The 24,208-nt window shown below is 42.8% G+C and carries 27 protein-coding genes; all 27 read right to left on the reverse strand.

Translation table 11 applies throughout. The annotated features are described in order from the left end of the window. Positions 1-95: 95 nt before the first annotated feature. The gene (locus tag GOP56_RS08450; RefSeq protein WP_163245375.1) at positions 96-1,247 is read right to left on the reverse strand and encodes a 1-deoxy-D-xylulose-5-phosphate reductoisomerase; all 1,152 of its coding nucleotides are present in this window, start codon (positions 1,245-1,247) and stop codon (positions 96-98) included. A gap of 41 nt (positions 1,248-1,288) precedes the next feature. Next, positions 1,289-2,137, reverse strand: a complete 849-nt coding sequence (locus GOP56_RS08455; RefSeq protein WP_003336948.1) for a phosphatidate cytidylyltransferase — start codon at positions 2,135-2,137, stop codon at positions 1,289-1,291. 18 nt (positions 2,138-2,155) lie between these two features. Continuing rightward, the gene (locus GOP56_RS08460; RefSeq protein WP_162988373.1) at positions 2,156-2,926 is read right to left on the reverse strand and encodes an undecaprenyl pyrophosphate synthase; all 771 of its coding nucleotides are present in this window, start codon (positions 2,924-2,926) and stop codon (positions 2,156-2,158) included. Positions 2,927-2,997: 71 nt separating this feature from the next. Then, on the reverse strand, positions 2,998-3,555 hold the full coding sequence (gene frr, locus GOP56_RS08465) for a ribosome recycling factor (RefSeq protein WP_163245376.1): 558 nt from the start codon (positions 3,553-3,555) through the stop codon (positions 2,998-3,000). Continuing rightward, entirely contained in the window at positions 3,556-4,281 is a 726-nt protein-coding gene (gene pyrH / locus GOP56_RS08470) for a UMP kinase (RefSeq protein WP_003336945.1), read from the reverse strand. Positions 4,282-4,371: 90 nt separating this feature from the next. Beyond that, positions 4,372-5,256 carry a translation elongation factor Ts gene (gene tsf, locus GOP56_RS08475; RefSeq protein ID WP_003336944.1) on the reverse strand — a complete coding sequence of 295 codons (885 nt, stop codon included), beginning with the start codon at positions 5,254-5,256 and terminating at the stop codon, positions 4,372-4,374. A 142-nt stretch (positions 5,257-5,398) separates the two neighbouring features. Beyond that, positions 5,399-6,103 carry a 30S ribosomal protein S2 gene (gene rpsB, locus GOP56_RS08480; protein ID WP_003341356.1) on the reverse strand — a complete coding sequence of 235 codons (705 nt, stop codon included), beginning with the start codon at positions 6,101-6,103 and terminating at the stop codon, positions 5,399-5,401. A 296-nt stretch (positions 6,104-6,399) separates the two neighbouring features. After that, the gene (locus GOP56_RS08485) at positions 6,400-7,152 is read right to left on the reverse strand and encodes a hypothetical protein (protein ID WP_163245377.1); all 753 of its coding nucleotides are present in this window, start codon (positions 7,150-7,152) and stop codon (positions 6,400-6,402) included. 1 nt (position 7,153) lies between these two features. Next, entirely contained in the window at positions 7,154-7,750 is a 597-nt protein-coding gene (locus tag GOP56_RS08490; RefSeq protein ID WP_163245378.1) for a DUF6115 domain-containing protein, read from the reverse strand. 23 nt (positions 7,751-7,773) lie between these two features. Then, positions 7,774-8,103, reverse strand: a complete 330-nt coding sequence (locus GOP56_RS08495; RefSeq protein ID WP_254068674.1) for a hypothetical protein — start codon at positions 8,101-8,103, stop codon at positions 7,774-7,776. 18 nt (positions 8,104-8,121) lie between these two features. Further along, positions 8,122-9,519 (reverse strand): flagellar assembly protein A, encoded by a 1,398-nt coding sequence (locus GOP56_RS08500; protein ID WP_101668684.1) that lies wholly within the window; start codon positions 9,517-9,519, stop codon positions 8,122-8,124. Between the two features lie 43 nt (positions 9,520-9,562). Then, entirely contained in the window at positions 9,563-10,354 is a 792-nt protein-coding gene (locus GOP56_RS08505) for a FliA/WhiG family RNA polymerase sigma factor (RefSeq protein WP_003336937.1), read from the reverse strand. Between the two features lie 18 nt (positions 10,355-10,372). Next, positions 10,373-10,765 (reverse strand): hypothetical protein, encoded by a 393-nt coding sequence (locus GOP56_RS08510; protein WP_096886145.1) that lies wholly within the window; start codon positions 10,763-10,765, stop codon positions 10,373-10,375. A 2-nt stretch (positions 10,766-10,767) separates the two neighbouring features. After that, positions 10,768-11,253 (reverse strand): chemotaxis protein CheD, encoded by a 486-nt coding sequence (locus GOP56_RS08515; protein ID WP_022584404.1) that lies wholly within the window; start codon positions 11,251-11,253, stop codon positions 10,768-10,770. Beyond that, a complete protein-coding gene (locus GOP56_RS08520; protein ID WP_003336934.1) occupies positions 11,240-11,875 on the reverse strand; it encodes a chemotaxis protein CheC in 636 nt (211 codons plus the stop codon). Before GOP56_RS08520 ends, GOP56_RS08515 begins: the two co-directional genes overlap by 14 nt. Positions 11,876-11,878: 3 nt before the next feature. After that, complete coding sequence (locus GOP56_RS08525) at positions 11,879-12,355, reverse strand: chemotaxis protein CheW (RefSeq protein ID WP_003336933.1); 477 nt, start codon at positions 12,353-12,355, stop codon at positions 11,879-11,881. Positions 12,356-12,371: 16 nt separating this feature from the next. Next, positions 12,372-14,429 carry a chemotaxis protein CheA gene (locus GOP56_RS08530; RefSeq protein WP_003341364.1) on the reverse strand — a complete coding sequence of 686 codons (2,058 nt, stop codon included), beginning with the start codon at positions 14,427-14,429 and terminating at the stop codon, positions 12,372-12,374. Positions 14,430-14,448: 19 nt separating this feature from the next. After that, positions 14,449-15,591 (reverse strand): protein-glutamate methylesterase/protein-glutamine glutaminase, encoded by a 1,143-nt coding sequence (locus GOP56_RS08535; protein ID WP_096886144.1) that lies wholly within the window; start codon positions 15,589-15,591, stop codon positions 14,449-14,451. Positions 15,592-15,635: 44 nt separating this feature from the next. Continuing rightward, complete coding sequence (locus GOP56_RS08540; RefSeq protein ID WP_163245380.1) at positions 15,636-16,526, reverse strand: MinD/ParA family protein; 891 nt, start codon at positions 16,524-16,526, stop codon at positions 15,636-15,638. After that, positions 16,519-18,144, reverse strand: a complete 1,626-nt coding sequence (gene flhF, locus GOP56_RS08545; protein WP_163245381.1) for a flagellar biosynthesis GTPase FlhF — start codon at positions 18,142-18,144, stop codon at positions 16,519-16,521. Before flhF ends, GOP56_RS08540 begins: the two co-directional genes overlap by 8 nt. Continuing rightward, on the reverse strand, positions 18,144-20,177 hold the full coding sequence (gene flhA / locus GOP56_RS08550) for a flagellar biosynthesis protein FlhA (RefSeq protein ID WP_003341371.1): 2,034 nt from the start codon (positions 20,175-20,177) through the stop codon (positions 18,144-18,146). Before flhA ends, flhF begins: the two co-directional genes overlap by 1 nt. Positions 20,178-20,191: 14 nt before the next feature. Continuing rightward, positions 20,192-21,292 (reverse strand): flagellar biosynthesis protein FlhB, encoded by a 1,101-nt coding sequence (gene flhB / locus GOP56_RS08555; protein ID WP_003336926.1) that lies wholly within the window; start codon positions 21,290-21,292, stop codon positions 20,192-20,194. Then, complete coding sequence (gene fliR, locus GOP56_RS08560) at positions 21,292-22,071, reverse strand: flagellar biosynthetic protein FliR (RefSeq protein WP_003336925.1); 780 nt, start codon at positions 22,069-22,071, stop codon at positions 21,292-21,294. The genes flhB and fliR overlap by 1 nt, the downstream gene beginning before the upstream one ends. 3 nt (positions 22,072-22,074) lie before the next feature. Continuing rightward, positions 22,075-22,344, reverse strand: coding sequence for a flagellar biosynthesis protein FliQ (gene fliQ / locus GOP56_RS08565; protein WP_003336924.1), 270 nt, complete (start codon positions 22,342-22,344; stop codon positions 22,075-22,077). Positions 22,345-22,359: 15 nt separating this feature from the next. Further along, the gene (gene fliP, locus GOP56_RS08570; RefSeq protein ID WP_121474746.1) at positions 22,360-23,142 is read right to left on the reverse strand and encodes a flagellar type III secretion system pore protein FliP; all 783 of its coding nucleotides are present in this window, start codon (positions 23,140-23,142) and stop codon (positions 22,360-22,362) included. Positions 23,143-23,144: 2 nt separating this feature from the next. Further along, a complete protein-coding gene (locus tag GOP56_RS08575; protein WP_003336922.1) occupies positions 23,145-23,816 on the reverse strand; it encodes a flagellar biosynthetic protein FliO in 672 nt (223 codons plus the stop codon). A 6-nt stretch (positions 23,817-23,822) separates the two neighbouring features. Further along, on the reverse strand, positions 23,823-24,185 hold the full coding sequence (locus tag GOP56_RS08580; protein ID WP_003336921.1) for a response regulator: 363 nt from the start codon (positions 24,183-24,185) through the stop codon (positions 23,823-23,825). Positions 24,186-24,208: the final 23 nt, after the last annotated feature.

The following is a 24,208-nucleotide window of genomic DNA, read 5'->3' on the forward strand; positions in this document are numbered from 1 at the left end:
TCTATCGAAACAGGACCACTACTCTACTATATGTAGGTAAAGCGTCTAATCAGTACCCTGTCTCTGGCAAAGCTTTTCGCTTGTTTCTTTCCCTCTTATTTGCCCCAGTTGCGTGCAGCTTGTCGTGCCCATGCGTCAACTTCGTCAATCTCTTCTAAGGCAGGGTGTGAACTCGTGTTGTGCAAGGCACATACCTGATGAACAACCTCTTCAATTCCTACGATTGTGAGTTCATCCTGCAAAAACCGCGAAACGGCAACTTCATTGGCTGCATTTAGTACAGCGGGCAGTGTACCGCCAACCTTACCGCAATCGTACGCTAGTTTTAAGAGTGGATAGCGGGTGAAATCCATCTCTTTAAAATGAAGCGTTCCGCATTTCACGAGATCAAGGGTCTCAGTCGGCAACGGCCAGCGGCTTGGATAGGTAAGAGCGTACTGAATGGGAACCTTCATATCCGGTGTTCCCAATTGTGCTATCACGGCTTTATCTTTGTATTCTACCATAGAATGAATAATACTTTCATAGTGAAGAATTGTCTCTATCTGCTCATATGGCATTCCAAATAGCCAATGAGCCTCTAATACTTCAAATCCTTTATTCATCATTGTAGCTGAGTCAATCGTTATTTTGGCTCCCATGCTCCAATTTGGATGTCGCAAAGCATCTTCTCGCGTTACATGAGCTAACTCATCTCGAGACAAATGGCGAAGTGATCCTCCTGAAGCAGTAATAATGAGTTTGGAAACATCCTGTCGATTTTCCCCGTTTAGAGCCTGAAAAATGGCAGAATGCTCGCTGTCAACAGGAACAATTGTCGCCTGATGCCTTTGGGCAGCCTCCATGACCAGGTGTCCTGCACTTACCAGGGTTTCCTTATTCGCAAGCCCAATTGTTTTGCCACGTTCAATCGCAGCCAGGGTTGGTTTTACTCCTACACTGCCTACTACTGCTGACATAACAAATGATGCTTGTGGATGTGTTGCTACCTCAATCAAGCCCTCTAATCCATACACGATCTCTGCGGATAAAACTCCCGCAAGGCGTTTCGATAACTCTCGTGCAAGCTCTTCTGTCCCTACGGAAATAAGTTCCGGTTTCGCATATAAAGCTTGTTCTTCTAATAAGTCAATGTTAGTACCGGCTGCCATTGCAACGATGTTAAATTGATCGGGGTGCTGTCTCACTACTTCCATGGTACTTGTCCCGATCGAACCGGTAGAACCTAACAGCGATATATTTTTCACTCATCTCACCTCAAAACCCCTATTTGTCTACGAGCTACTACTTAAAACAAGCCAAATAAGTACAGTATCGGAAACACAATAAGCATACTATCAAATCGATCGAGAATGCCTCCATGGCCTGGTAGAATATGACCTGAATCCTTTACTGCAAAATGGCGCTTGTAAGCTGATTCTACTAAATCTCCTAGCGGACCGACAATACCTGTAATGGCTGCAATTGCTAAAGCTTGTCCCCAAGGAAGAGCTCCAGGTACTTGCAAAAAGATCAAGAAAGCATCAATTGCCCCGACAATCACAAGGGAGGCAAGGAAACCTCCAAGCGCTCCCTCTACTGTTTTATTTGGACTAATATCTGGCCATAATTTACGTTTACCAAATGCTTTTCCTGCAAAATAGGCTCCAGAATCTGTTGACCATACAGATAACAAGATGATAATCGTGAGCCAAAATCCAGTTAAGCCGATCCCCCCGCGAGCGACGGCAACGTAGTGAAAACCATATCCTATGTATAACGCTCCGAGTAATACCAGAGCGGCATGTTCAATATGAAAGCGATTTTTACTAAGTACAGTATAAAATAGCAGCAAGAATAAAGGTAACAGCAGAATTTGACCCCATTCCACTGTGATTGTACCAATACCATTCACCTTCAAGAATCCTAGCACTGGAAATAATAAAGCTGCGAGGTCTGGTTGCCATGCACTTATTAAAATCACATAGCCTAGTATACCTGGAAAACTAAATGGCTTTATGTTGGCCATGCGTAAAAATTCAAAAAGGCCGATGAAGGCCATAAGTAATACAAGGGACGAGTACCAAATCCCCCCCAGATATACCAGGGTGAGAAAACCAACACCCCCAAGTATTCCGGTAATTATCCGTTCCTTCACTTGTTCCACCTCTCCAGATCAAACTGCGCCATAGCGACGAGCTCGACCTTGGTATTCAGCAATCGCCTGTATGAAATGCTCTCTGGAAAAATCGGGCCAATACACATCCGTGAACCAAAATTCCGTATAAGCTAGTTGCCATAGCATGAAATTGCTAATACGAATTTCTCCGCTCGTGCGAATTAACAAATCAGGTTCGGGAATTCCTTGTGTATATAAATGAGAGGCAATTGTTTCCTCATCAATTTGTTCAGGTGTTAGCTTGCCTTGGGCGATCAATTGAGCAATCTCTTTTGTCGCTTTTAAAATTTCATCACGCCCTCCATAATTAAGGGCAAAATTAAGTTGTAAGCCTGTATTTTTTTTTGTCTTTTCCTCTGCTTCAATCAAAGCGTTTAGAGTATGAGAAGGTAAGCCTTCTCTAGAACCTATCATACGTATCCGTACATTTCGTTCAACTAATTCTACCAATTCAGTCGACAAGAACTCCTGCGGGAGCTTCATTAGAAACTCAACTTCGTCTTTAGGACGCTTCCAATTCTCTGTAGAAAAGGCGTACATCGTTAATACACCTACACCGATTTCATCTGCTGCTTTTACCACATCTTTTACGGTTTTCATACCCTGATGGTGCCCAGCAACACGCGGTAAATTACGTCTTTTAGCCCATCGTCCATTACCGTCCATAATGACTGCTACATGGTGCGGAATGACTCCTGCCTGATCAAACGCATTGCTTTTATGTTCTTCCTGCCTACCGCTAAACATTTTTCCTAACCGTTCTAACATACAGGTTTCCCCCAAAAAGAGAGATATAGACATAGCTCCCCCTCATCACAGAGGGGGAACATTTTCTCACATTATACCTCGAGAATGTCCTTCTCTTTATCTTTTACGATTTTGTCAACTTCCGCAATAAACTTATCGGTCGTTTTTTGAACCGTTTCTTGATGACCGCGGGATTCATCCTCAGAGATTGAAGCCGCTTTTTCCAACTTTTTAATACCATCATTCGCATCGCGACGTACGTTGCGAATTGCTACTTTTGCATCTTCTCCACTCTTGTTCGCAACTTTTACTAAGTCGCGGCGGCGCTCTTCTGTAAGTGGTGGAACGGCAATGCGGATTACGGAACCATCATTAGTTGGTGTAAGTCCGATATCAGACTGCATGATTGCTTTATCGATATCTTTTAGAGCACTCTTATCCCAAGGCTGAACTTGTAGCATACGTGGTTCTGGAGCAACTACGTTAGCCAATTGATTGATTGGTGTTGGTGTTCCATAGTAGTCTACCATGATTTTATCCAACATAGCCGGAGTCGCACGACCAGCACGCAATGTCGCTAGGTCCTTTTTTAATGTTTGAATCGCCTTGCTCATGCGATCTTCCATATCCTTTAAAATGTTTTGTGGCATTTAAGCATCCCCCTTTACTATAGTCCCAATTTTTTCTCCCATGACGGCCCGACGAATGTTGCCCTCTTCCGTTATGGCAAAAACAATAAGTGGTATATGATTATCCATGCAAAGACTGGAAGCGGTAGAATCCATGACGCCTAAGCCTTTGTTTAAAACTTCAAGGAAAGTTAGGTTATCGTATTTTGTAGCGCTTTCGTCAATACTTGGATCGGCTGTGTACACACCGTCCACCTTATTTTTTGCCATCAGGATAACCTCTGCTTCGATCTCGGCAGCACGCAATGCTGCTGTTGTATCGGTGGAGAAGTACGGGTTACCTGTACCAGCCGCAAAGATGACAACTCGCCCCTTCTCTAAATGACGAATCGCCTTTCTGCGAATGTATGGCTCAGCTACTTGACGCATCTCAATAGAAGTTTGAACACGGGTAGGTACGCCGACCTGTTCTAACCCATCTTGCATCGCAAGCGCGTTCATAACAGTTGCAAGCATGCCCATGTAGTCAGCCGTTGCGCGATCCATTCCTTTGGAGCTTCCGGAAAGACCTCTCCAGATGTTTCCTCCACCTACTACTACGGCTACTTCTACACCTAGCTCTACGATTTCCTTTATTTGATTTGCAATCGAAGCGATAACTTTTGGGTCGATTCCATACCCTAGTTCCCCAGCTAGTGCCTCTCCACTCAGCTTTAGTATGACTCGTTTATATGCAGCGTCTGGCATGCGAAAAGACCTCCATTTTCATTTCGTATTGCTGTTATTTCCTGTCTTTCTTTAAAAATAGGGAACACAGCGGTGTTCCCTATTTTCATCTTATTGCTTATTCACTTGCGCCATTACTTCAGCAGCAAAATCTTCTTGTTTCTTTTCAATACCTTCCCCAACTTGGAAGCGAGCAAAGCCTTTGAAGCTAGCTCCTGCTTCTTTCAACAATTGAGAAACGCGTTTGTCTGGATCCTTAACGAATGGTTGCTCTACTAAGCAATATTCTTCAAAGAATTTTGCCATGCGGCCTTCTACCATTTTGTCTACGATGTTAGCAGGCTTTCCTTCAGACAACGCTTGGTTTTTCAATACTTCACGCTCACGGTCAATCACGTCTTGAGAAACTTCTTCTCTCACGCCGAAACGTGGGTTAGAAGCTGCTGCGTGCATTGCAATGTCTTTTGCCAAAACTTCATTGTCAGTATCATTTAAAGCTACCAACGTACCGATTTTTCCACCCATGTGCAGGTATCCACCGAAAACGCCGTTGTCAGCTTTTTCAAGGATTTCAAAGCGACGGAAGCTGATGTTTTCACCAATTGTTGCGATTTTCGCGTTGATGGTTGTACCCAAATCTTCTCCACCTTGGAACGCTTGAGTCAAAGCTTCTTCAACAGTAGCAGGGCGAGCGTTTACTACATGTTCAGCGATATCTTTAACTAGTTGTTGGAACTCAGGGTTTTTAGCAACGAAGTCTGTTTCACAGTTAACTTCTACTACTGAACCAAAGTTTCCGTTAATTGCAAATCCAGTCAAACCTTCAGCAGCGATACGTCCGGACTTTTTCGCAGCTTTTGCAATACCTTTTTCACGAAGTAGGTCAATCGCTTTTTCGATATCACCGTTTACTTCTTCTAGTGCGCGTTTGCAGTCCATCATACCTGCGCCTGTTCTTTCGCGCAATTCTTTAACTGTTTGTGCCGTAATTGCCATTGAATTACATCCTCCTTCAACTAATCCGCAAGCATCTTATTGCCTACGTATGTAATGTGTGAAACTCTTCGTCGGGAGATACAATTGTATTCGTAGAAAAGGGTGGACGGGGTTCTGAAAACCCTCAGTCCACCCTCATTCATTACGCCGTGGTTGTTTGCTCTCCGCCTTGGTTTCCTTCAGACAGAGCGTCAGCCATCTTGCCAGTTAATAGTTTAACAGCACGGATAGCGTCATCGTTACCAGGAATCACATAATCGATTTCGTCTGGATCACAGTTAGTATCAACGATCGCTACGATTGGGATACCCAATTTACGAGCTTCCGCAACAGCGATGCGCTCTTTGCGAGGGTCGATTACGAACAATGCGTCAGGCAATTCTTTCATGTGCGCAATACCGCCCAAGAATTTCTCTAGGCGATCCATTTCTTTGTTCAATACGATAACTTCTTTTTTAGGAAGAACATCGAAAGTACCATCTTCTTGCATACGTTTTAGTTCAGCAAGACGAGCAGTACGTTTTTGAATAGTTTCGAAGTTAGTCAATGTACCACCCAACCAACGTTGGTTGATGTAGTAGTGACCAGTGCGTTCAGCTTCTTCTTTAACAGACTCTTGCGCTTGTTTTTTCGTACCAACGAAAAGTACTTTACCTTCGTTAGCAGCAACTTCGCGCATGAAGTTGTATGCCTCTTCTACTTTTTTCACCGTCTTTTGCAAGTCGATGATGTAAATTCCGTTACGTTCTGTGAAGATATAGCGATCCATTTTTGGGTTCCAACGACGAGTTTGGTGACCGAAGTGAACACCAGCCTCAAGAAGTTGTTTCATAGAGATTACCGCCATATTTCACACCTCCTCTAGTTTGGTTTTTTGTGTCAACCTCCGCCGACCGCATTTTTCAAGCAAAACTACCAGATGGTAGCACCGTTGCCGAAATTAGCCTGCGTGTGTATTTAACACCGAAGAAAACTATATCATATCAAAATAACAAATGCAATAAATAGTGTTAGAAAAGTTGCTTCGGTTTACTGTTATTTTCACCTAACAATATCCATTTTATCCAAAAAATGAACGACATATCATCAGTAAACTTATTTTTTAAGAAAATAACTATTAGGAAGCATTCTATTACCTGTCACTTATTTATGTTCAGATAGTGAATCAGCTACAGGAGTTTTCGGCGGCTCAGGAGGGGTTGGAGGAACTGGCGGCGTTATACCTGATGTATCCTTTTGCTCTGCTCCCGGCTTATTATTCGTAGTTTGCTCAACTGACTGCTCCTGCTTTTTCTCCGGCTCTTTTTCGCCTGTAGTGGACGTAGATGGCTCACTGTTCTCCTTAGAGCTATGATTCTGTTTTGAAACATCCTTCGCTTGTTGTTGCGTTGGAGCTGATGAGCCTTTAACAGGCTGCGTAGTTTTACTGCTTTCTTTTTCGTTTTCTTTCGTTTTCTTATCCGATTTCTCGGTTGATTGTTCCGTCTTCTTTTTCTCTTTGCTGGACTCATTCATTTTCTGCTTCTCTGTCGCCGACGGTGAAGCCTTCGTTGCCTCCTTATCATGCTCGGAAGCTAACTTCTTTTTCTCAGTATTTGCTGTTGGAGCAGTATCAGGCTTCTTCTCTGGTTGCTTTTGTCCAGTTGGAGCAGAGATAGCTGGTTGCCCGCTTTGTTTTTCTTTACTCGGATTTGGAGTTGCTTGTGGCTGATCTTTTGAAGGAACCTGCGTTTGCATACGCTGATATTCCTCTTTAGAAAGAACTACCCACCCTTGAGTAGCAGCGATTTGCTTTAGTTCATCTATGCTAATCGCCTTCTGTCCGAAGACTAGAAGAAATACGGCAGAGAATACAATCCCTAGTCCAAAACCCATCCACCCGATTCTCGTTCTCATGTCAGGCCTCTCTTTCAATCGGCTCGGCAAGCGTTAAAATTAATTCAATCTCCCCATGTCCGGCTCCAAGCTTTTTAGCTATCTCGGGAGTAGTAAGCCCTTGTTGTACTAATTCAAACACTCGCTGATACCGATCTTTTAATGCCAACACGTCTTGAGAAATCTCTGGTTGCTGGTCAGCGCTAGCTTGGCTCAACATCTGGGATTGCTCTACTCCCTTTTGTAATAAAGCGTGGGATTGTTGCAACTCACTAAATTGAAGATGTAATTTTTCCATCTCCTGCTGAAGAGAAAGATTGTCTTGTGCATGTTGCTTAGCAGAAGCGAATAATTCCTGCTGGCTATTTCTGATTTGCTCGATGTTCGCATGCAAATTCTGAGCTAACTCTTCATTTTCCCTTTTCACCTGTTGAACAAAGCGTTTAAGCGTTGTTTCCATGCTAGCGCGATCCAGGCTGGTGAGCTCTGAATGCTTCATCGAAGAAATTGCCTCAGAACCTATCTCGTGATGTTTTCTTTTAGATAACCAAAGGGAGAGGCCTGAAAGCACAATAGCGATTAGGCCAACTCCAAGTAGTATATATAACAATAGAGTCATTTTTCTTCACCTAGTTAGAATAGTTACAAAGAAATATCAATATGATGCCCACGGATTGGGTCAGGTGAAGGATGGGTTTGCGCTTTCATTTCTCCTTCTGCTTGTCCCTCTCGCCTTTGTTCAGGTTCTCCCTCATGCTTCTTTGCAGACTCTTCATGTTTATTTTTAACCTGTTGTTGTTCTGATTTATGCACATTCTCCGTTTTATTCCGTTTGGCTTCAGCTAGCCTCTTCTGTTCTTCCTTAATCTGCTGTTGCTCCGCTGCAGCCCGTTGTTGCAGTTGTTCTTGCCATCTACCTATCTCTTGTGTCCTTGGAATAGCATGCTGTAATTCGAGTGCTTTAAAACTCATCAGCATCTCTCTCCTTTTCTAAATGAGAGTGGAAGTAGATATCTCTCCATCCAAAACTAGGAATCGAGTACGGCTAAACTCTTGTTTAATAAAACGCACATGCTTACCAAAAACCAGTTTTGCTCCTGGGAAAATTAGCTGAGATACCTCAATATAGGATGGAATCTCTTGGTCTAATTCTGCCTCGAGCCGTCGTTTTTCTTCTTCTAACGTTTTTATTTCTTTATCCAACACAAGCTGCGTATTGCTCAATTTAATCTGTAACGACTTCTTGTCAGAAGGCAAATCTCCATAGGCTTGCATCATTTGCGTCAATACCTGTAGCCCTTGATCTGCCTTGCGCTTCTGATCATGAAGGTCGGTTAATTTCTTTTTAATTTGGCTGACTTCTTCACGGCATTGGGGCTTAGCACCCACTTCAAGACTGGTTGGCGTAGAGCTCATATTGCCAACTACCTGTGCAATAATCTTCTCGCCTGCTTGAACGACACCACCAATAATAATCCCCTTGGTTCCTTTGCAAACCACCTGCTTCCCAGCCTTTACCTGTGAAAACATGATGCTTTGTTTAACGAAAACGTTATTGCCGGCAGTTACATTCCCATTTTGAATATAGGAGGTCGTCACGTTATTACCTGCTTGAACATGTCCCTTATCCTGACCAGCAATACCATTTTTAATATCAATGGAGCCTTCTGCAATCAGTTCGGCACCCTCTACACTTCCATAGATGCGAATATCGCCTGTGGCTTTTATCGTAAACCCAGTTGGCACATGGCCACGAATAACAACAGTTCCAACAAAATCAATATTACCTACACTAAAATCAACGTCTCCATTGACTTCATAAACAGGGAACACATGAATCTTGTCATTGTCCACCGATACTTGACCGTCTATTACAGCGTATGCCAATGTTCGTTCTTCATTTAACACAATCCCTTTACCAGGCTTTAATAATGCTTCTTTACCTGGCTTTGGTGGGATCACATCATCTGTAACCGTTCTACCTGGTACTCCCGGTGTTGCCATAATCTTTTCTGCTAACAGTTGACCACGTGTCACATTAGCAATATTGAGAACGGAATAATAGTCCACTCGTCCATCTTCAAGCACTTTGGGGGAAGTTTTCTCTGCTGACTCATCTTGAAATAGATAACGAATGCTACCATTTTTACCCGGTATCGGTTCCACTCCTTTAGCAATACTGAGAGGCGTATTAACATATTGCGACGGGGCAGAACAGATAGCACGCACATGATTTTCTATTATCCCATATCTCACACCTTTTGTTTCACAAAATCGAATCAAGTCTTCCTCTTTTAGCGGGACATCACTTGTTGCTTTTAATGTAATTTCAGCAAGAAGCTTGTCAGATGAAATATGAATTTCCGCGTAATCGGTAATTTGATTCACGAAAAACCCCCCTTTTTCTGCGCTTTTGGGCGCCACCAGTTTTCTACATTAACTGCGATTTCCATTTTGCCAACGTATTGCGTAGACGAAAAATCGCTTTGGAATGCAACTGGGAAATACGTGAAGGGGATAAGCTCATGACCTCAGCGATTTCAGATAGAGTTAACTCTTCAAAGTAAAAAAGTGAAACAACGAGGCGCTCTTTCTCTGGTAGTTTGTCAATGGCTTGAGTTAAAACTTCCTTCAAATTCTGCATTTGGGCGACGTTTTCAGGATTTGGCATAAGATCATCTATTAAATAAGCATGACGAGCAATTTTCTGTTCATCTTCATCACCTACTGCTTCGTCAATCGACAACATACTGGATAACGAGGTATCATACATCACCTGTTGAACTTCTTTTTCCGTTATTCCCAAATGAACACTTACTTCTTTCTCAGTGGGAGAACGTAACAGATTTTGCTCTAAATATGTATATGCTTCTTCGATTTTTTTTGCCTTATCCCGTACCGTGCGAGGAATCCAATCATTTTCACGCAATCCATCAATCATAGCTCCACGAATTCTCCACATGGCATACGTTTCAAATTGCAAGCCCCGTTTATAATCAAACTTGTTTAAAGCATCAAGCAACCCGAATCGACCATAGCTGATGAGATCATCCTTATCCACGTTGTTAGGTAAACCAATGGAAAGACGCATTGCCACTTTATTTACTAGCGGCAAGAATTTTTCCACCAGTTCTAATTCCGCTTCTCGACTCCCGTTTTCTTTCCATTCCATCCATTTATCAAATTCTTTTGTTACCTTCTCTTGATTATATACGCGAGCCATGGTTTAATCACCTGCCTTTTACTCATCAGTAAATCTTCTTAACGTTTGGGCAATTAATTTTGGGTCATGCTCTGCAGATTCAGCTTCTGCACGCTCTACTTTTAATGGAATAAACTCTTCTTCTGGATGTAAAGACTCGTTCGTTTCTTCCTGATCGGTAGCAGCTTCCTGCTCTTCCCCTGCTGCTACTTCCTCGTCACCATCTGTATCCTCCAGCTCGATAGGATCTTCTTTTGGAAAAAGAATGGATAATACCCACTGAACAAGAAAGGCGATGATAAAAATAACCAGAAAAGCCAAAACTCCACGATAAAACGATACAACAAACAAATTGCCAGTAATAGCAGCCAAAAACGTTAGTAGAAATGCAATGCATCCTAACCAAAGACTTCTTTTCACGGTTTGGTTCATGGTTATACTTCCTTAGTTCCTTGATTTACGGTCCGGATTTGCAATACCCCGGTTTCCGCATCAACTTCAATAGTTCGTCCGCAATTTCCACCAGTATCCTCTGCAATAATCTGAATGGAGAATTGTTTTAAAGCTACTTTGCACGCCTCCACATTCCGCGGTCCAATTCTCATTGCATCGTTGGTAGAAAGAAAGGTAAACATTTGGGCGCCTCCAGCTAACTTAGCCGTCATATGACGGGTTTGGGCTCCCAGTTTCTTCATTCGTTCAACTAATTCAGGAATTGCTGTATCAGCATATTTCAAATGATTGGTCTCTGTATTTTTCCCTAGGCTTGAATCCGGTAACATGACATGTGCCATCCCCGCAATTTTAGTACTACGATCATAAAGTACAACCCCAACGCAAGAACCTAAGCCTGTCGTGCGAATATGGTTGGGGGAACTAGCTACTCCTGCGTCTGCCATTCCAACTTTAATAATTTCCATCTAACGGGACCCCTAATGCTTGGAATAATGTTGCAAATGAATCCGGATCTGGGATGAGGAAAAAGTGACCTTGCATTTTTTCGTTGCCTTCCATAAAAGCTGTATCGATCGTTAAAGCAAAATCACCGGCCCGACCTAGTTCAATAAGTCCATAGCTCAAAAGAGCGCCTGCCATATCAATCGCAAGAGCAGGTACAGTCGGTTGCATATTGAGCTTCGTAAAATCAGCCAGTGATGACAGATAAGAACCAGCCATAATGTTACCGATCTCATGCAAAGCCGATAATTCCATCTCACTAAAGATCTCTTCCTGCTCTTCTTGTGGCACAATCCCCAGCAGATGCTGCAATAGATTTTTAGCGGAAGGAATATCTATAATAAAAAACATATTTCCAGGGCAATCGCCTTCTACACGTAAAAAGACTGCAATTACCACCACTTCATCTCCACCCAGGAAATCAGCAATTTCCTGGAAAGAGATGATTTTTACTTGTGGAACGGTCATGTCGATTTCTTTTTGAATCAATTGCGAAAGTGCCGTGGTTGCATGACCAGCCCCAATATTACCTACCTCACGAAGCACATCTAATTGAAATTCGCCTAATTTCTTAATATGAGTCATAGACTAAACCTCAAACGAATCCAATTGTTTAATCTCTTCTGTACTCAACACTTTATCTAGATTTAATAAGATGAGTAGACGTTTTTCTAATTTAGCTACACCACGTAAATAGGTTGCTTCAACTCCGCCAACCACGGCTGGTGGCGGTTCGATTGCATTAACAGGGATATCAACCACGTCGTTTGCAGAATCAACAATTAGTCCAACTTCTAGTTCGTCTACAGCTACGATAATCACCCGTGTAGCTTCTGTGCATTCTGTTTCAGCCAATTGAAAACGACTGCGTAAATCAATAATAGGTGTAACCACACCACGTAAATTGATAACACCCTTTACAAACTCTGGTGTGCGAGGTACGCGGGTAATATGTTCCAGTTTCTCAATCGATCTAACCTGCTGAACCTCTACACCGTACTCTTCGTCTACCAATCGAAAAATAATTACTTTTACTTCTTCAGATGCTGCATTCATATCCAACATACTCATGACCTCCTACCTACTTAATTAAGGCATTGCAATCGAGAATTAATGCGACCTGTCCATCACCTAAGATTGTTGCTCCGGAAATGGCAAAGACATTGACTAGATACTTGCCTAGCGATTTCAGCACAATTTCTTGTTGTCCAATAAAGGAATCAACAACTAAGCCAGCCATTTTTTCCCCTTTGCGAACAATAACGACAGCCACTTCGTCTTCACGAGCTTTTCCATTAGATGGAATTTGGAAAATTTCTTTGAGAGACACAAGAGGTACAATACGTCCTCGGAAGTCAATCACTTGTTGACGATGAGCCATCATGATTTCACTTTTCTTGAAGACAGCAGTCTCAATAATGGAGCTTAACGGAACCGCATACTTCTCATTTTCAACCTGAACTAGCATTGCAGAAATAATAGAAAGGGTCAGCGGTAGCTGAATACGGAACACAGAGCCTTCATTCGGCGCTGAATCAACTGATACGGAGCCACCTAGTGATTCAATCTTCGTTTTAACAACATCAAGACCTACACCGCGTCCTGAGATGTCAGATACTACGTCAGCCGTACTAAATCCAGACGAGAATAAAAGTTCAAATATCTGTCTATCCGTCATCGTTTCCGCAACAGCGGCACTTACTACTCCACGGCTGATCGCTTTGTTACGTACCTTATCCTTGTCAATACCTGCTCCATCGTCACGTACTTCAATAAAGACGTGGTTACCGCTATGATACGCTTTTAGCTGAACCACACCCTCCTCTGGCTTACCAGATTGTTTACGCTTCTCAGGGGATTCTAGTCCATGGTCGATAGAGTTACGCAATAGGTGAACAAGTGGATCGCCAATTTCATCAATTACAGTACGATCAAGCTCCGTTTCAGCCCCAAAAATCTCTAGATTTACCTTCTTGTTTAATTCCTTAGCCAAATCTCGAACCATCCGAGGGAATCGGTTGAATACCTGCTCTACTGGAACCATGCGCATGGTTAGGATGATATTTTGTAGATCACCGCTAATCCGGCTCATGTGTTCCACTGTTTCATGCAGCTCTGTTTTACCGATTTCTCTGGCTAACTGCTCTAAGCGTCCGCGATCAATAACTAGCTCGCTAAACAAATTCATTAAGATGTCTAGACGTTCAATATCTACACGGATGGTTTTGCTAGCAGCAGGTCTTTTCGCAGGAGCTGCTGGGGTTGCCGGCTTTTGCTCTTTCTCAGGCTTAGCAACTTCCTGGGCAGGAGCTGCCGCAGCTACTTCCTTGTCACCCGCTGCCAAGTTAATCTCCTCAATCAAAACCTCCTCGATCTCAGAGATATTGCTGATTGCTTTATGGATCTCTTCTAAAGATTTTGAAGTGATATAAACAACCTCAAAGGATCTATCAAATTTTTCATTTTCAATCTCTTCTACGGAAGGAGTTGACTTGATTACCTCTCCATGTGTGTCCAGTTGGTCAAATACCATATAAGCACGCGCTGCTTTTAGTACACATTCTGCTTGCAGGCTAACACGAATCCAATATAAATTGTTTCCTGTTTCCTGCGATTGACGCATAATTGTGATCGCATAATCATCTAGCTGATAGTCACGTGTTACAGCTTGAGCTTCTTCGACCTGATCATTGGTTTCTGCATCAGAGTCGTCATCCTCAGCCATTGTAGCCGTAGGCTCAGAGGATGCTTCGTTAAAATCTCCCGCTACTATGGAACGAAGGACTCCTACTAATGAGCTAACATCAGCGGCCCCGTCGCCACCTTCCATAATGTTTTGAACCATGCCCTCCATAATATCTACACTTTTGAAAATGACGTCCATGATGTCGGTTGTAATCATTAGCTTCTGATTACGGATCAAATCAAGCACGTTTTCCATTTCGTGTGTTAAGCTGGCCAAATCTTCAAAGCCCATCGTTGCTGCCATTCCCTTTAAGGTGTGAGCTGAACGAAAAATTTCATTAACGATTCCAATGTCATGCGGATCGGTCTCCAGAGTCAACAGATTGGAGTTAATCGCCTGCAAATGTTCCTTGGATTCTTCAATAAACATATCAAGATATTGATTCATATCCATGTATCTATAACCTCCCCCATCATGTTACGAGTCGAACTAACGTCTCTGCCATGTGGTCCAGTGGAACAATATGATCCGCTAATCCAGCTTGAATGGCTGCACGTGGCATTCCGAACACGACACAACTACTTTGATCTTCTATCAATCCTACAACGTGATGAGCTTCCTTCATCTGTCGTAAGCCCGCTGTCCCATCAGCTCCCATGCCAGTCAAAATGACCGCCCACTGCCTTGTATGCGTAAGTTTGCTCGCTGATTCAAACAAAACGTCAACGGACGGACGGTGACCGCCACGTGGCGCCTCTTGATGTAATTTAATGATGATTTTTCCACCGGATGGCTGCATGGCTTCCATATGATAGCCTCCCGGTGCGATATAAGCTATACCTGCCTTCACTTCTTCTCCGTCAGTTGCTTCCTTTACTGTGATTTGGCACATGCTATCTAGGCGTTGGGCCAAACTTTTCGTAAACCCTGGTGGCATATGCTGCACAATTAATATCGGCGCTGGAAAATAAGCAGGTATCTGAGTTAATAAAGTTTGTAAAGCACGAGGTCCCCCTGTGGATGTTCCTAAGAACACAACCTTGGTCCCTGACTTATCCGTCAATTCCGTATGTTGCACTCCCATACTTTCTTTCGTAGGAAGGACTTGCTCATTCGTCTTTTCTGTTTGAAATAGCTTTTTCTTTGGCTCTGTTAGTGGTTTTTTAACAGGAGCTTTCGCGATTGGAGCTATTTGTTTTTGCCTGAAACGTCCCTTTGCTGCCGCAGCTTCCTTCACGAGTTCGACAAGCTGTTTGCCAACTTTATGGATGTCTAAGGAAATGGGCCCAGAGGGTTTGCCAATAAAATCAAAAGCACCTAACTCCAGCGCTTTTAAAGTGGCATCCGCTCCTTCTTTAGTCAAGCTACTCAACATGACAACAGGCAAAGGATGCTCTACCATCAGCCTCTCTAATGTTGCAAGTCCATCTAAAATAGGCATTTCCACATCAAGCGTAACCACATCTGGCTGTAGTTCTCTTACTTTTTCTAAGCATTCCATTCCATTTCGAGCACGAGCCACCACTTCAATGTTGGGATCGCTTGTCAAAATGTCAGAAATGACCTTGCGCATGAAAGCGGAATCGTCTGCCACTAGTACTTTAATTTTCATCATGTTACCGCTCCCTTCTAGTCACTTCAATCGTTTACACCATCTGTTTACATCCACTTTCTTAATTTAGCTAGAAATCCTTTAAATCCACCTTGCTCTTCCTGATCTATTGAAGAAGGGTTGAGCTGGGCAGTATATTTTGCAGCCAGTTGGCGAATGCCTTTTGCCATCTGAGACTGTGGATAAACGAGTAAAAGGGGGTGCTGCTGCTTTACTGCCTTTGAAACATACGGGTCGTCTGGCAATATTCCAAGTACTCCTATAGGAAATTCCAAAAAACGTTGGGCTACTGTAATCAGCTTATCAGCGGTTTGCTGACCTTCCCGTGTTGTTGAAGTACGATTTATTATTAACTTGATGTTAGCATCAGGTTTTTGCAAATGAACCATCTTCATCATGGCATATGCATCCGTGATAGCTGGTGGCTCAGGTGTGGTCACCAGCAAAATTTCATCAGATGCCATTAGAAATTGCAAAGATTCTTTGCTAAGTCCAGCCCCTGTATCAAAAAGGATAATATCGGCATAACCTTGTAATTTTCCCAATTCATCAAAAACCTTGCTCAATTCCCAATCTTGGAGTCGAGACATTTCGCTAAAGCCTGAGCCACCTGCAATGAATTCCAGACCTTTAGGACCTTTTTCAATGATGTCCCATACAGTATGGTCTGCTTCAAGAAGATGAAATAAGTGTTTCTTAGGAGTAACCCCCATTAAAACGTCAAGATTAGCTAAGCCTAGATCAACATCAAATACAAGAACCTTCTTGCCTTGCTCCATGAGACCTAGGGCTAAATTAAGCGTGACATTTGATTTACCAACGCCACCCTTTCCGCTAGTAACGGCTACGAGTCGCGTTTTGCGCGTCTCTATCTTTGCTTCATACGCTTGCTTCTTCCGTTGAAACTGTTCTCGCAGCTTTTGAGCTTGATCATGCATATGCCTCTTCCCCCACGATCAACTTGGTCAGTTTCTCCGTTGTGATGACTTCAATATCGTCAGGAACATTTTGTCCTGTAGTCAAATAAGAAAGAGGAAGATCAAATTGCTCAAGTAACGACAAGATGGGTCCATAATGTAGTGTTTCGTCAGCCTTTGTTAAAATAACCTGCGAGATAGGCACGTTCTTAAACTGCTCCATGATTGCCTGCATGTCCGCAAATTTGGAGGTTAGACTCATGACTAGTAAATGCTCGCTCATTTCTTCCCATTGTAAATACTCTTTTATTTTGCTTACAAATTCATCATTTCGATAGTTACGTCCCGCTGTGTCAATGAAAATCAGATCATAGCCCTGCATTTTGTCCAAGGCATTCTCCATTTCATTTGCAGAGAAAACGACTTCTAATGGTACATTTAAGATATTGGCGTATGTCTTTAACTGCTCTACTGCTGCAATTCGATAGGTATCGGCCGTAATAAACCCTACCTTTCGTTTTTCCTTTAACATATGCCATGCTGCCAGCTTGGCAATTGTCGTGGTTTTACCCACTCCTGTTGGTCCAAAAAAGAATAGATATTTTTTAGGATTCTTTGTTTTGGTTTCATCAGGTACATGCTTAGCGATTCGTTCGGCTATCCTTTGTCTCATCAAGCTGTCTACTTCTTCTTGGGTAGCATGATATGGATCAGATAGCTCTAGCAAAATATCATGCAATAGTGTAGCAATGGTGCTTTCTTGCATTTCATTATGTAAAAGCTTCTCTCGCCATTCGGTAAGGGATGGAGGTAATTGCTCACTGGCCTGTTTAGCAAACAAGAGCTTGTGGAGCATTACTCTCATATCTTTTAGCTCCCCAATCATATCCCGATATTCTTGCATACCTGTTGCTTGATCAAGTCGTTTCTCTTGATGCGCTTTTTCTGTAGAAACAGAAGTCCCAGTCTGATTCATGGATAAAGAGGATGCCAAGCTCTGAGAATGATCTGGCAACGAAGACTCTTCTACGCTAGGAGTAGAGGTCACCTCTACTGATGTTGCTATGAGTCCCGTGTCTTCCTCTCGCTTCCGCACTAGCGGAGTTTGAACTGGAGTTGACTTCGGTAATCCTGTACTCGCTTGTGGATTAGAATCTGTAAAGGTGTTTATTGTTTGTTGATAACGGATGGCTGCAAGCGCTCCTGCCAATGACTTGGGTTGCCCCTCTGGCTGCACGGCATCTCCATTTTGTGCTGGAGTTACCAATAGCTCCTCTTTTGGACTTGCGTGAGGAGCTGTGTTGGGCTGAGAAGCTGTTTGGATAACCTTGGGACTCTGTCCAACAGAGGGTTGCTCATTGTTTTTAGGCGCTTGATACCCTTGCTTGCCTACCAATGAGTTCACAGTCTCTTGCCTATCCAGTTTAGGAACGGAAGTAGCAGGCTTTGCTGGAGCCTGCTTTTCTTCCTTGGTTTCCGCTGCTGCGATCACTTCGATTTGCTGTTTTTTAAACAGCCCCATGAAGCCGCCTGTCTTAACTTGCTTCGTATTTAAAATGACAGCATCTTTCCCGAGTTCGACACGAATCTTTTCTAAGGCCTCTGGCATTGATTCAACCAAGTATCGTTTGACTTTCATTATACATTCACCACTCCTACACTCTGCACTTCAACATGAGGCTCTAATTCACTGTACGACAGAACAGGAATGTCAGGCAACATGCGCTCCATCAATTGTCGCAAATACATGCGAGTCATAGGAGAAGATAGAATAACAGGCTGTTGACCCATATTTACCATACGATTTACTTGCTCAGATACACTTTGGTAGATGCGTTGAGAGGTATCCGGGTCCATAGCTAGGTAACTGCCTTGTTCAGATTGCTCAACACTCTCGGAGATGGTTTTTTCCAAACTTGGACCTGCCGTAATGACTCGGAGCGGTTCTCCAGGCTGTGTAAACTGTAAAGTAATTTGTCTAGCTAATGCCTGTCTCACATATTCAGTCAATACCTCTGGGTCCTTAGAGAACATAGCATGATCAGCCAATGCTTCCAAAATGATTGGAAGATTACGAATCGAAATTTTTTCTTTTAATAGTTTCTGTAGAACCTTCTGAACGTCACCAATTGAAAGCAAGGATGGGATTAATTCATCTACTAACACTGGTGCTGTTTCACGTATGTTATCAATTAACGCTCGTGTCTCCTGACGTCCGAGTAATTCATGAGCGTGGCGTTTAATAATCTCTGTTAGATGGGTAGCAACTACGGATGGCGGATCGACAACCGTATAGCCAGATAGCTCAGCCATCTCTTTATTTTCCTCAGAAACCCAAAGAGCTGGTAGGCCAAACGCCGGTTCCATCGTAGGGATACCCTCCACAGATTCATCCTCAAATCCAGGACTCATTGCCAGATAGTGATCCATTAAAATCTCACCCGTAGCAATCACGTTGCCTTTGATTTTGATGATGTATTCATTCGGCTTCAGTTGAATGTTATCCCGAATACGGATAACAGGAACAACTAGTCCTAATTCAAGGGCGCACTGGCGACGGATCATAATGACTCGATCGAGTAAATCTCCACCCTGCTTCGTATCCGCTAACGGAATTAACCCATAGCCAAATTCAAACTCAATCGGATCAACCTGTAGAAGATTAACCACACTCTCTGGACTTCGAACTTCCTCAAGCTGCTGCTCTTCTTCCTGTGTAAAGGATTCGGCCAATTCGCTTTTCTGCTGTTTGGTTAATCTCGTTGCCGCAATACATAAAATGACTGCTACGATAGCCGTAGGAAGCAAGCTGATTGGTGTTAACAATCCGAGTAATAGCATCGCTGCAGCAACCACATACAGCAATTTAGGGTGTGCGAACAATTGTTCTGTGATATCTTCCCCTAAACCGCCTTCCGAAGATGCACGTGTTACAATAATACCTGTTGCTGTCGAAATCAGAAGCGCGGGAATCTGGCTTACTAAGGCATCACCGATCGAAAGTAGTGTAAAGGTACTTAAAGCTTCCATAAAGCTTAATTTATGTATAGCTACCCCGATAATAAAACCGCCAATAATATTGACGATAAAGATAACGATACCTGCGATAGCATCCCCTTTTACGAATTTACTCGCCCCGTCCATGGAGCCGTAAAAGTCTGCTTCTCGTTCAATTTTACGACGTCGCTGTCTCGCATCTTGTTCACTAATCATTCCTGCATTTAGGTCTGCATCAATACTCATTTGCTTCCCTGGCATCGCATCTAATGTAAAACGAGCAGCAACTTCCGCTACACGTTCCGAACCTTTCGTGATAACGATGAACTGGATGATGATCAAGATTAGGAATACAACAAAACCGATAACAGCGTTACCACCTACTACGAAATCTCCAAACGCTTCGATAACTGTACCACCCTGACCTGTAGATAAGATGTTACGGGTAGTTGAAACGTTTAGAGCCAACCGGAATAGTGTTGTTAATAGCAATAATGTAGGAAAGATGGAAAATTCCAGAGCCTCTTTGGTATACATCGAGACGAGCAGGATAACCAGGGCCAACGATATATTAACAATTAGTAGCATATCTAACAATCCGGATGGTAAAGGGATTACCATCATTACGACAATGCTTAACACGAAGATGATCATGCCCAACTGTTTTGCACCCATCTCGTCTCCTCCTTTCATCGTTTCACTTTACCTTGAAGTTTATAGACATAGGCCAATACCTCTGCTACCGCTTTGAACAGTTCCTCTGGAATGGTTTGACCAACCTCCACCTTTGCGTACAATGCCCTCGCAAGTGGTTTGTTCTCCATTGTAACTACGCGGTTCTTTTTGGCGATTTCTCGGATTTTCAAAGCTAAAAAATCCTGACCTTTAGCAATCACCGTCGGCGCCATCATTTCAGCAGAATCATACTTAATCGCTACCGCAAAGTGAGTCGGGTTGGTAATAATGACATCTGCGTTAGGAACTTCCTGCATCATGCGGCGCATGGCCATCTGTCTTTGGCGTTCTTTAATTTTACTTTTGATGAGGGGGTCACCCTCCATTTTTTTATGTTCATCTTTAATGTCTTGTTTGGACATGCGTAGATTCTTTTCATATTCGTAGCGTTGATATAGATAATCAAGGAATCCTAAGATAACCAACAGCATTCCGACTGAAATCCCCAGCTTCACGACCTGCCAGCCTGTAAACTCTAGCACTGCTTCGATTGTGGAAAAGGAAAGCCGTGGAATCTTATCCTTGATGTCCCATAAAATCATGTAAACAACAATCATTCCTGCTGTAATCTTTAAAATAGACTTAAACAATTCAACAAGAGTCCGCATCGAAAAAATTTTCTTAAAGCCTTCGATTGGATTTAATTTTTCTAGTTTAAATTGAATTGGTTCTAAGGAGAAAAGCACCCCGACTTGCAAATAGTTGACCACTAACGCGACCAACATGCAGACGCCAAACACCATACCCAGAATCTTGGCTGCCTCCTTGACGACCTGCAGGGTAATCACCTGAAGATTTTCAGCATTTACTTCCCAGGTCGCATAACTGCCCAACGATTCGCGTAGAATGCCTTCAAAGATGCCTAACATCCAAGAGCCAGCGATCATCAACAGAAAAAATACGGAGCTGATCATAAAAGCGGGGGCCAAATCTGAACTTTTGGCAACCTGCCCTTTTTTGCGAGAATCCTGACGTTTTTGAGGAGTTGCTTTTTCTGTTTTTTCGCCGTTAAAAAATTGCAAGTCTACTGTCACAAAAAAACGTGGATAACTCATCATGCTCCTCCCAAAATCAAGATCAATTCCGCCATAGCCTGAAACATCTTGGAAATATAATTACTAAGTACTAAAAAGAATCCAGGCATGATGAAAATGAGCATTAAAAAGCTAATTAACAGTTTCAATGGAAGACCTACCACAAAAATATTAAATTGTGGAACCGTTTTGGCGACAATACCAAGAGAGAGGTCTACCAGAAATAAGGCAATAACAATCGGTATTGCCATCATGAAGGCGCTCAAAAACATCTGCGAAATAGCCTTCAGCATAAACTCTCCAAATGCTTCAGAAGAAAACGAGACTCCGAGTTTGCTAATCGGGATGGTCTGATAGCTTTTCAGAATGCCCTGAATCATCAAATGATGTCCATTAATACTCAAAAAATATAAGGTAGCTAGGATTTCCTTCAAACGACCCGAAATTGGTACATAAGCACCTGTAGCCGGATCTACAACGTTAGCCATAGCTAAACCCATTTGCAAATCCATGAGTCCACCCGCTACCCGTACAGCCGAAAACATGAGCTGTAGCAAGAACCCCAATAACAAGCCCACGATCGTTTCCTTTACTACATAAGCAGCAAAAGTGATATCCAGCGGAATTTTATCCAAAATGGGTACATAGGCAAAACTGATGAACGCCATAGCAGCAGCGAAGCCAATCTTAAACTGATTAGGCATACCGCGTTGCGTAAATAGTGGAGCCGATACCACAAAGGAAATAATTCGCACAAATACCAGCAGGTACATGGGCAAGAACGTTTCAATCAGTTGCATATTCTACCCCACAAATCTGTACAGGTTACCCATGATATTTGCTGTAAATTCAATGACAATCCGTAGCATCCATGGACCAAAAATGAGCAAGGAAAGAAACACAGCTACGATCTTGGGAATGAACGCCAACGTTTGTTCTTGAATTTGTGTTGTTGCCTGAAAAATACTCACCATTAGCCCGACTAACAGCGCAATTCCCAAAATAGGGGCAAGCACGATCAATATGGTATATACTGAGGATTGCGCAATTTGTAAGATCATATCTGATGTCATGTTTCATCAGGCCTCCTAGAAGCTTAAAAAGAGTGATTTCACAACGAGATACCAGCCGTCCACCATGATAAACAACAGGATTTTAAACGGTAGTGAAATCATGACAGGCGGGAGCATCATCATCCCCATCCCCATCAAAATACTAGCCACAATCATATCGATAACCAAAAATGGAATAAACAACATAAAACCGATTTGAAAAGCTGTTTTTAATTCGCTGATGGCAAAAGCAGGAACCAAGGCTACTAAAGATACATCTTCTATTGACTTTGGTTTTTCAGACTTCGAGTATTGCAAAAATAACGCTAAATCCTTTTGTCTCGTCTGCTTTAGCATAAACGATTTTAGAGGAGTAACTGCTTTATCCAACGCTTGTTGCTCCGTAATTTTCCCCTGCATGAATGGTTTTACTGCGGTATCGTTAATGGTTTGAAATGTAGGCGCCATGACGAAGAATGTTAAGAACAACGCCATACCCACAATCACCTGGTTAGGTGGCATTTGTTGAGTAGCTAAAGCCGTACGTACAAACGACAACACCACTACAATACGCGTAAAGCAAGTCATTAAAATTAAGATGCTGGGTGCTAAGGCTAAGACCGTGAACATTAACAGCAGTTGAATCGTAGAAGCTGTTTTCTCAGGAGTATCTGCTCCCCCGCCGATCTTAAACTCTACCTGTGGAATTTTGGTTAAAAGTCCTGCTGCATCTGATGTACTTGCTTCAGCAACCTGTGTATAGGTCATCAAACAAAGAAACGTTGCACATATGAATAGAAGTGGCAAAAATCTGTTCATGACTAATCCCCTTTGCGGCGGTTCTGTTCCCATTGATTCTTTTGTTGCTCCGCATGGGAGACTTCCCGCCACTGTTCGTCCAGTAGCTGATCAAAAGAGGCATCTGTTTGTTGAGTGTGCGTGGATGTAGTCTTAGATTGTGCTTGAAACAAATGACCAAGCTTATTCCATGACCAGTCAGGAGTTGTTTTATTCTCGATATCGGCCAAAATAACATCCAACTCATCACCAGGCGGAATCTGCCGGATAAGCTGAATATTTTCCCCCACGCCTAACACATAAAGCGAGTCGCCAATCATCACCAATTGAATGGACTTACCTGTTCCAAGAGAAAAGCCTCCTAAAGTTCGAAATGGACCACTTTCTCGAAAACCGCCAGCTTGTCTCTTTCCTAACCATTTGAATAACAGATAGATTAGGCCGACAACTACTGCTAATGAAAAGACGATTTGGACCACATACCCAAGAATACTAGGGCTTTTTGGAACTGGAGAATCCGTAGATAACTCTCCCCCAGTCCCTTGTTTTCCCTGTTTTGCATCCTGCTGTAACCAGTCAAAAGCTGACCCTTCTGTCTGTTTTGCCTCCGCATAACTCACTGTTGGTGAAGGCGCTACTACAGCAAAAACTAATAACATTGCCACGAACAAACTACGAATGTTCATTGCATTCATAATCGTTTAGCTCAACGTCTTTTTGATGGCTTCGATTACTCGATCCGCTTGGAAAGGTTTTACGATAAAGTCTTTCGCACCAGCCTGAATAGCATCGATAACCATAGATTGTTGTCCCATTGCGGAACACATGATAACACGAGCATTAGGATCAAGCTTGCGAATTTCCTTCAAAGCTGTGATACCATCCATCTCTGGCATTGTAATATCCATTGTTACTAAGTCAGGACCTAACTCCTTATACTTCTCAACTGCTTGGGCACCATCACTTGCTTCCCCAACAACCGTAAAACCATTTTTCGTCAAGATTTCCTTTACCATCATTCTCATAAATGCTGCGTCATCCACGATTAACACTTTGTTAGACATCCTACTGTTCCTCCTTAAAGATC

It is taken from the genome of Brevibacillus sp. 7WMA2, assembly GCF_010748895.1.
GTDB lineage: Bacteria > Bacillota > Bacilli > Brevibacillales > Brevibacillaceae > Brevibacillus_B > Brevibacillus_B halotolerans.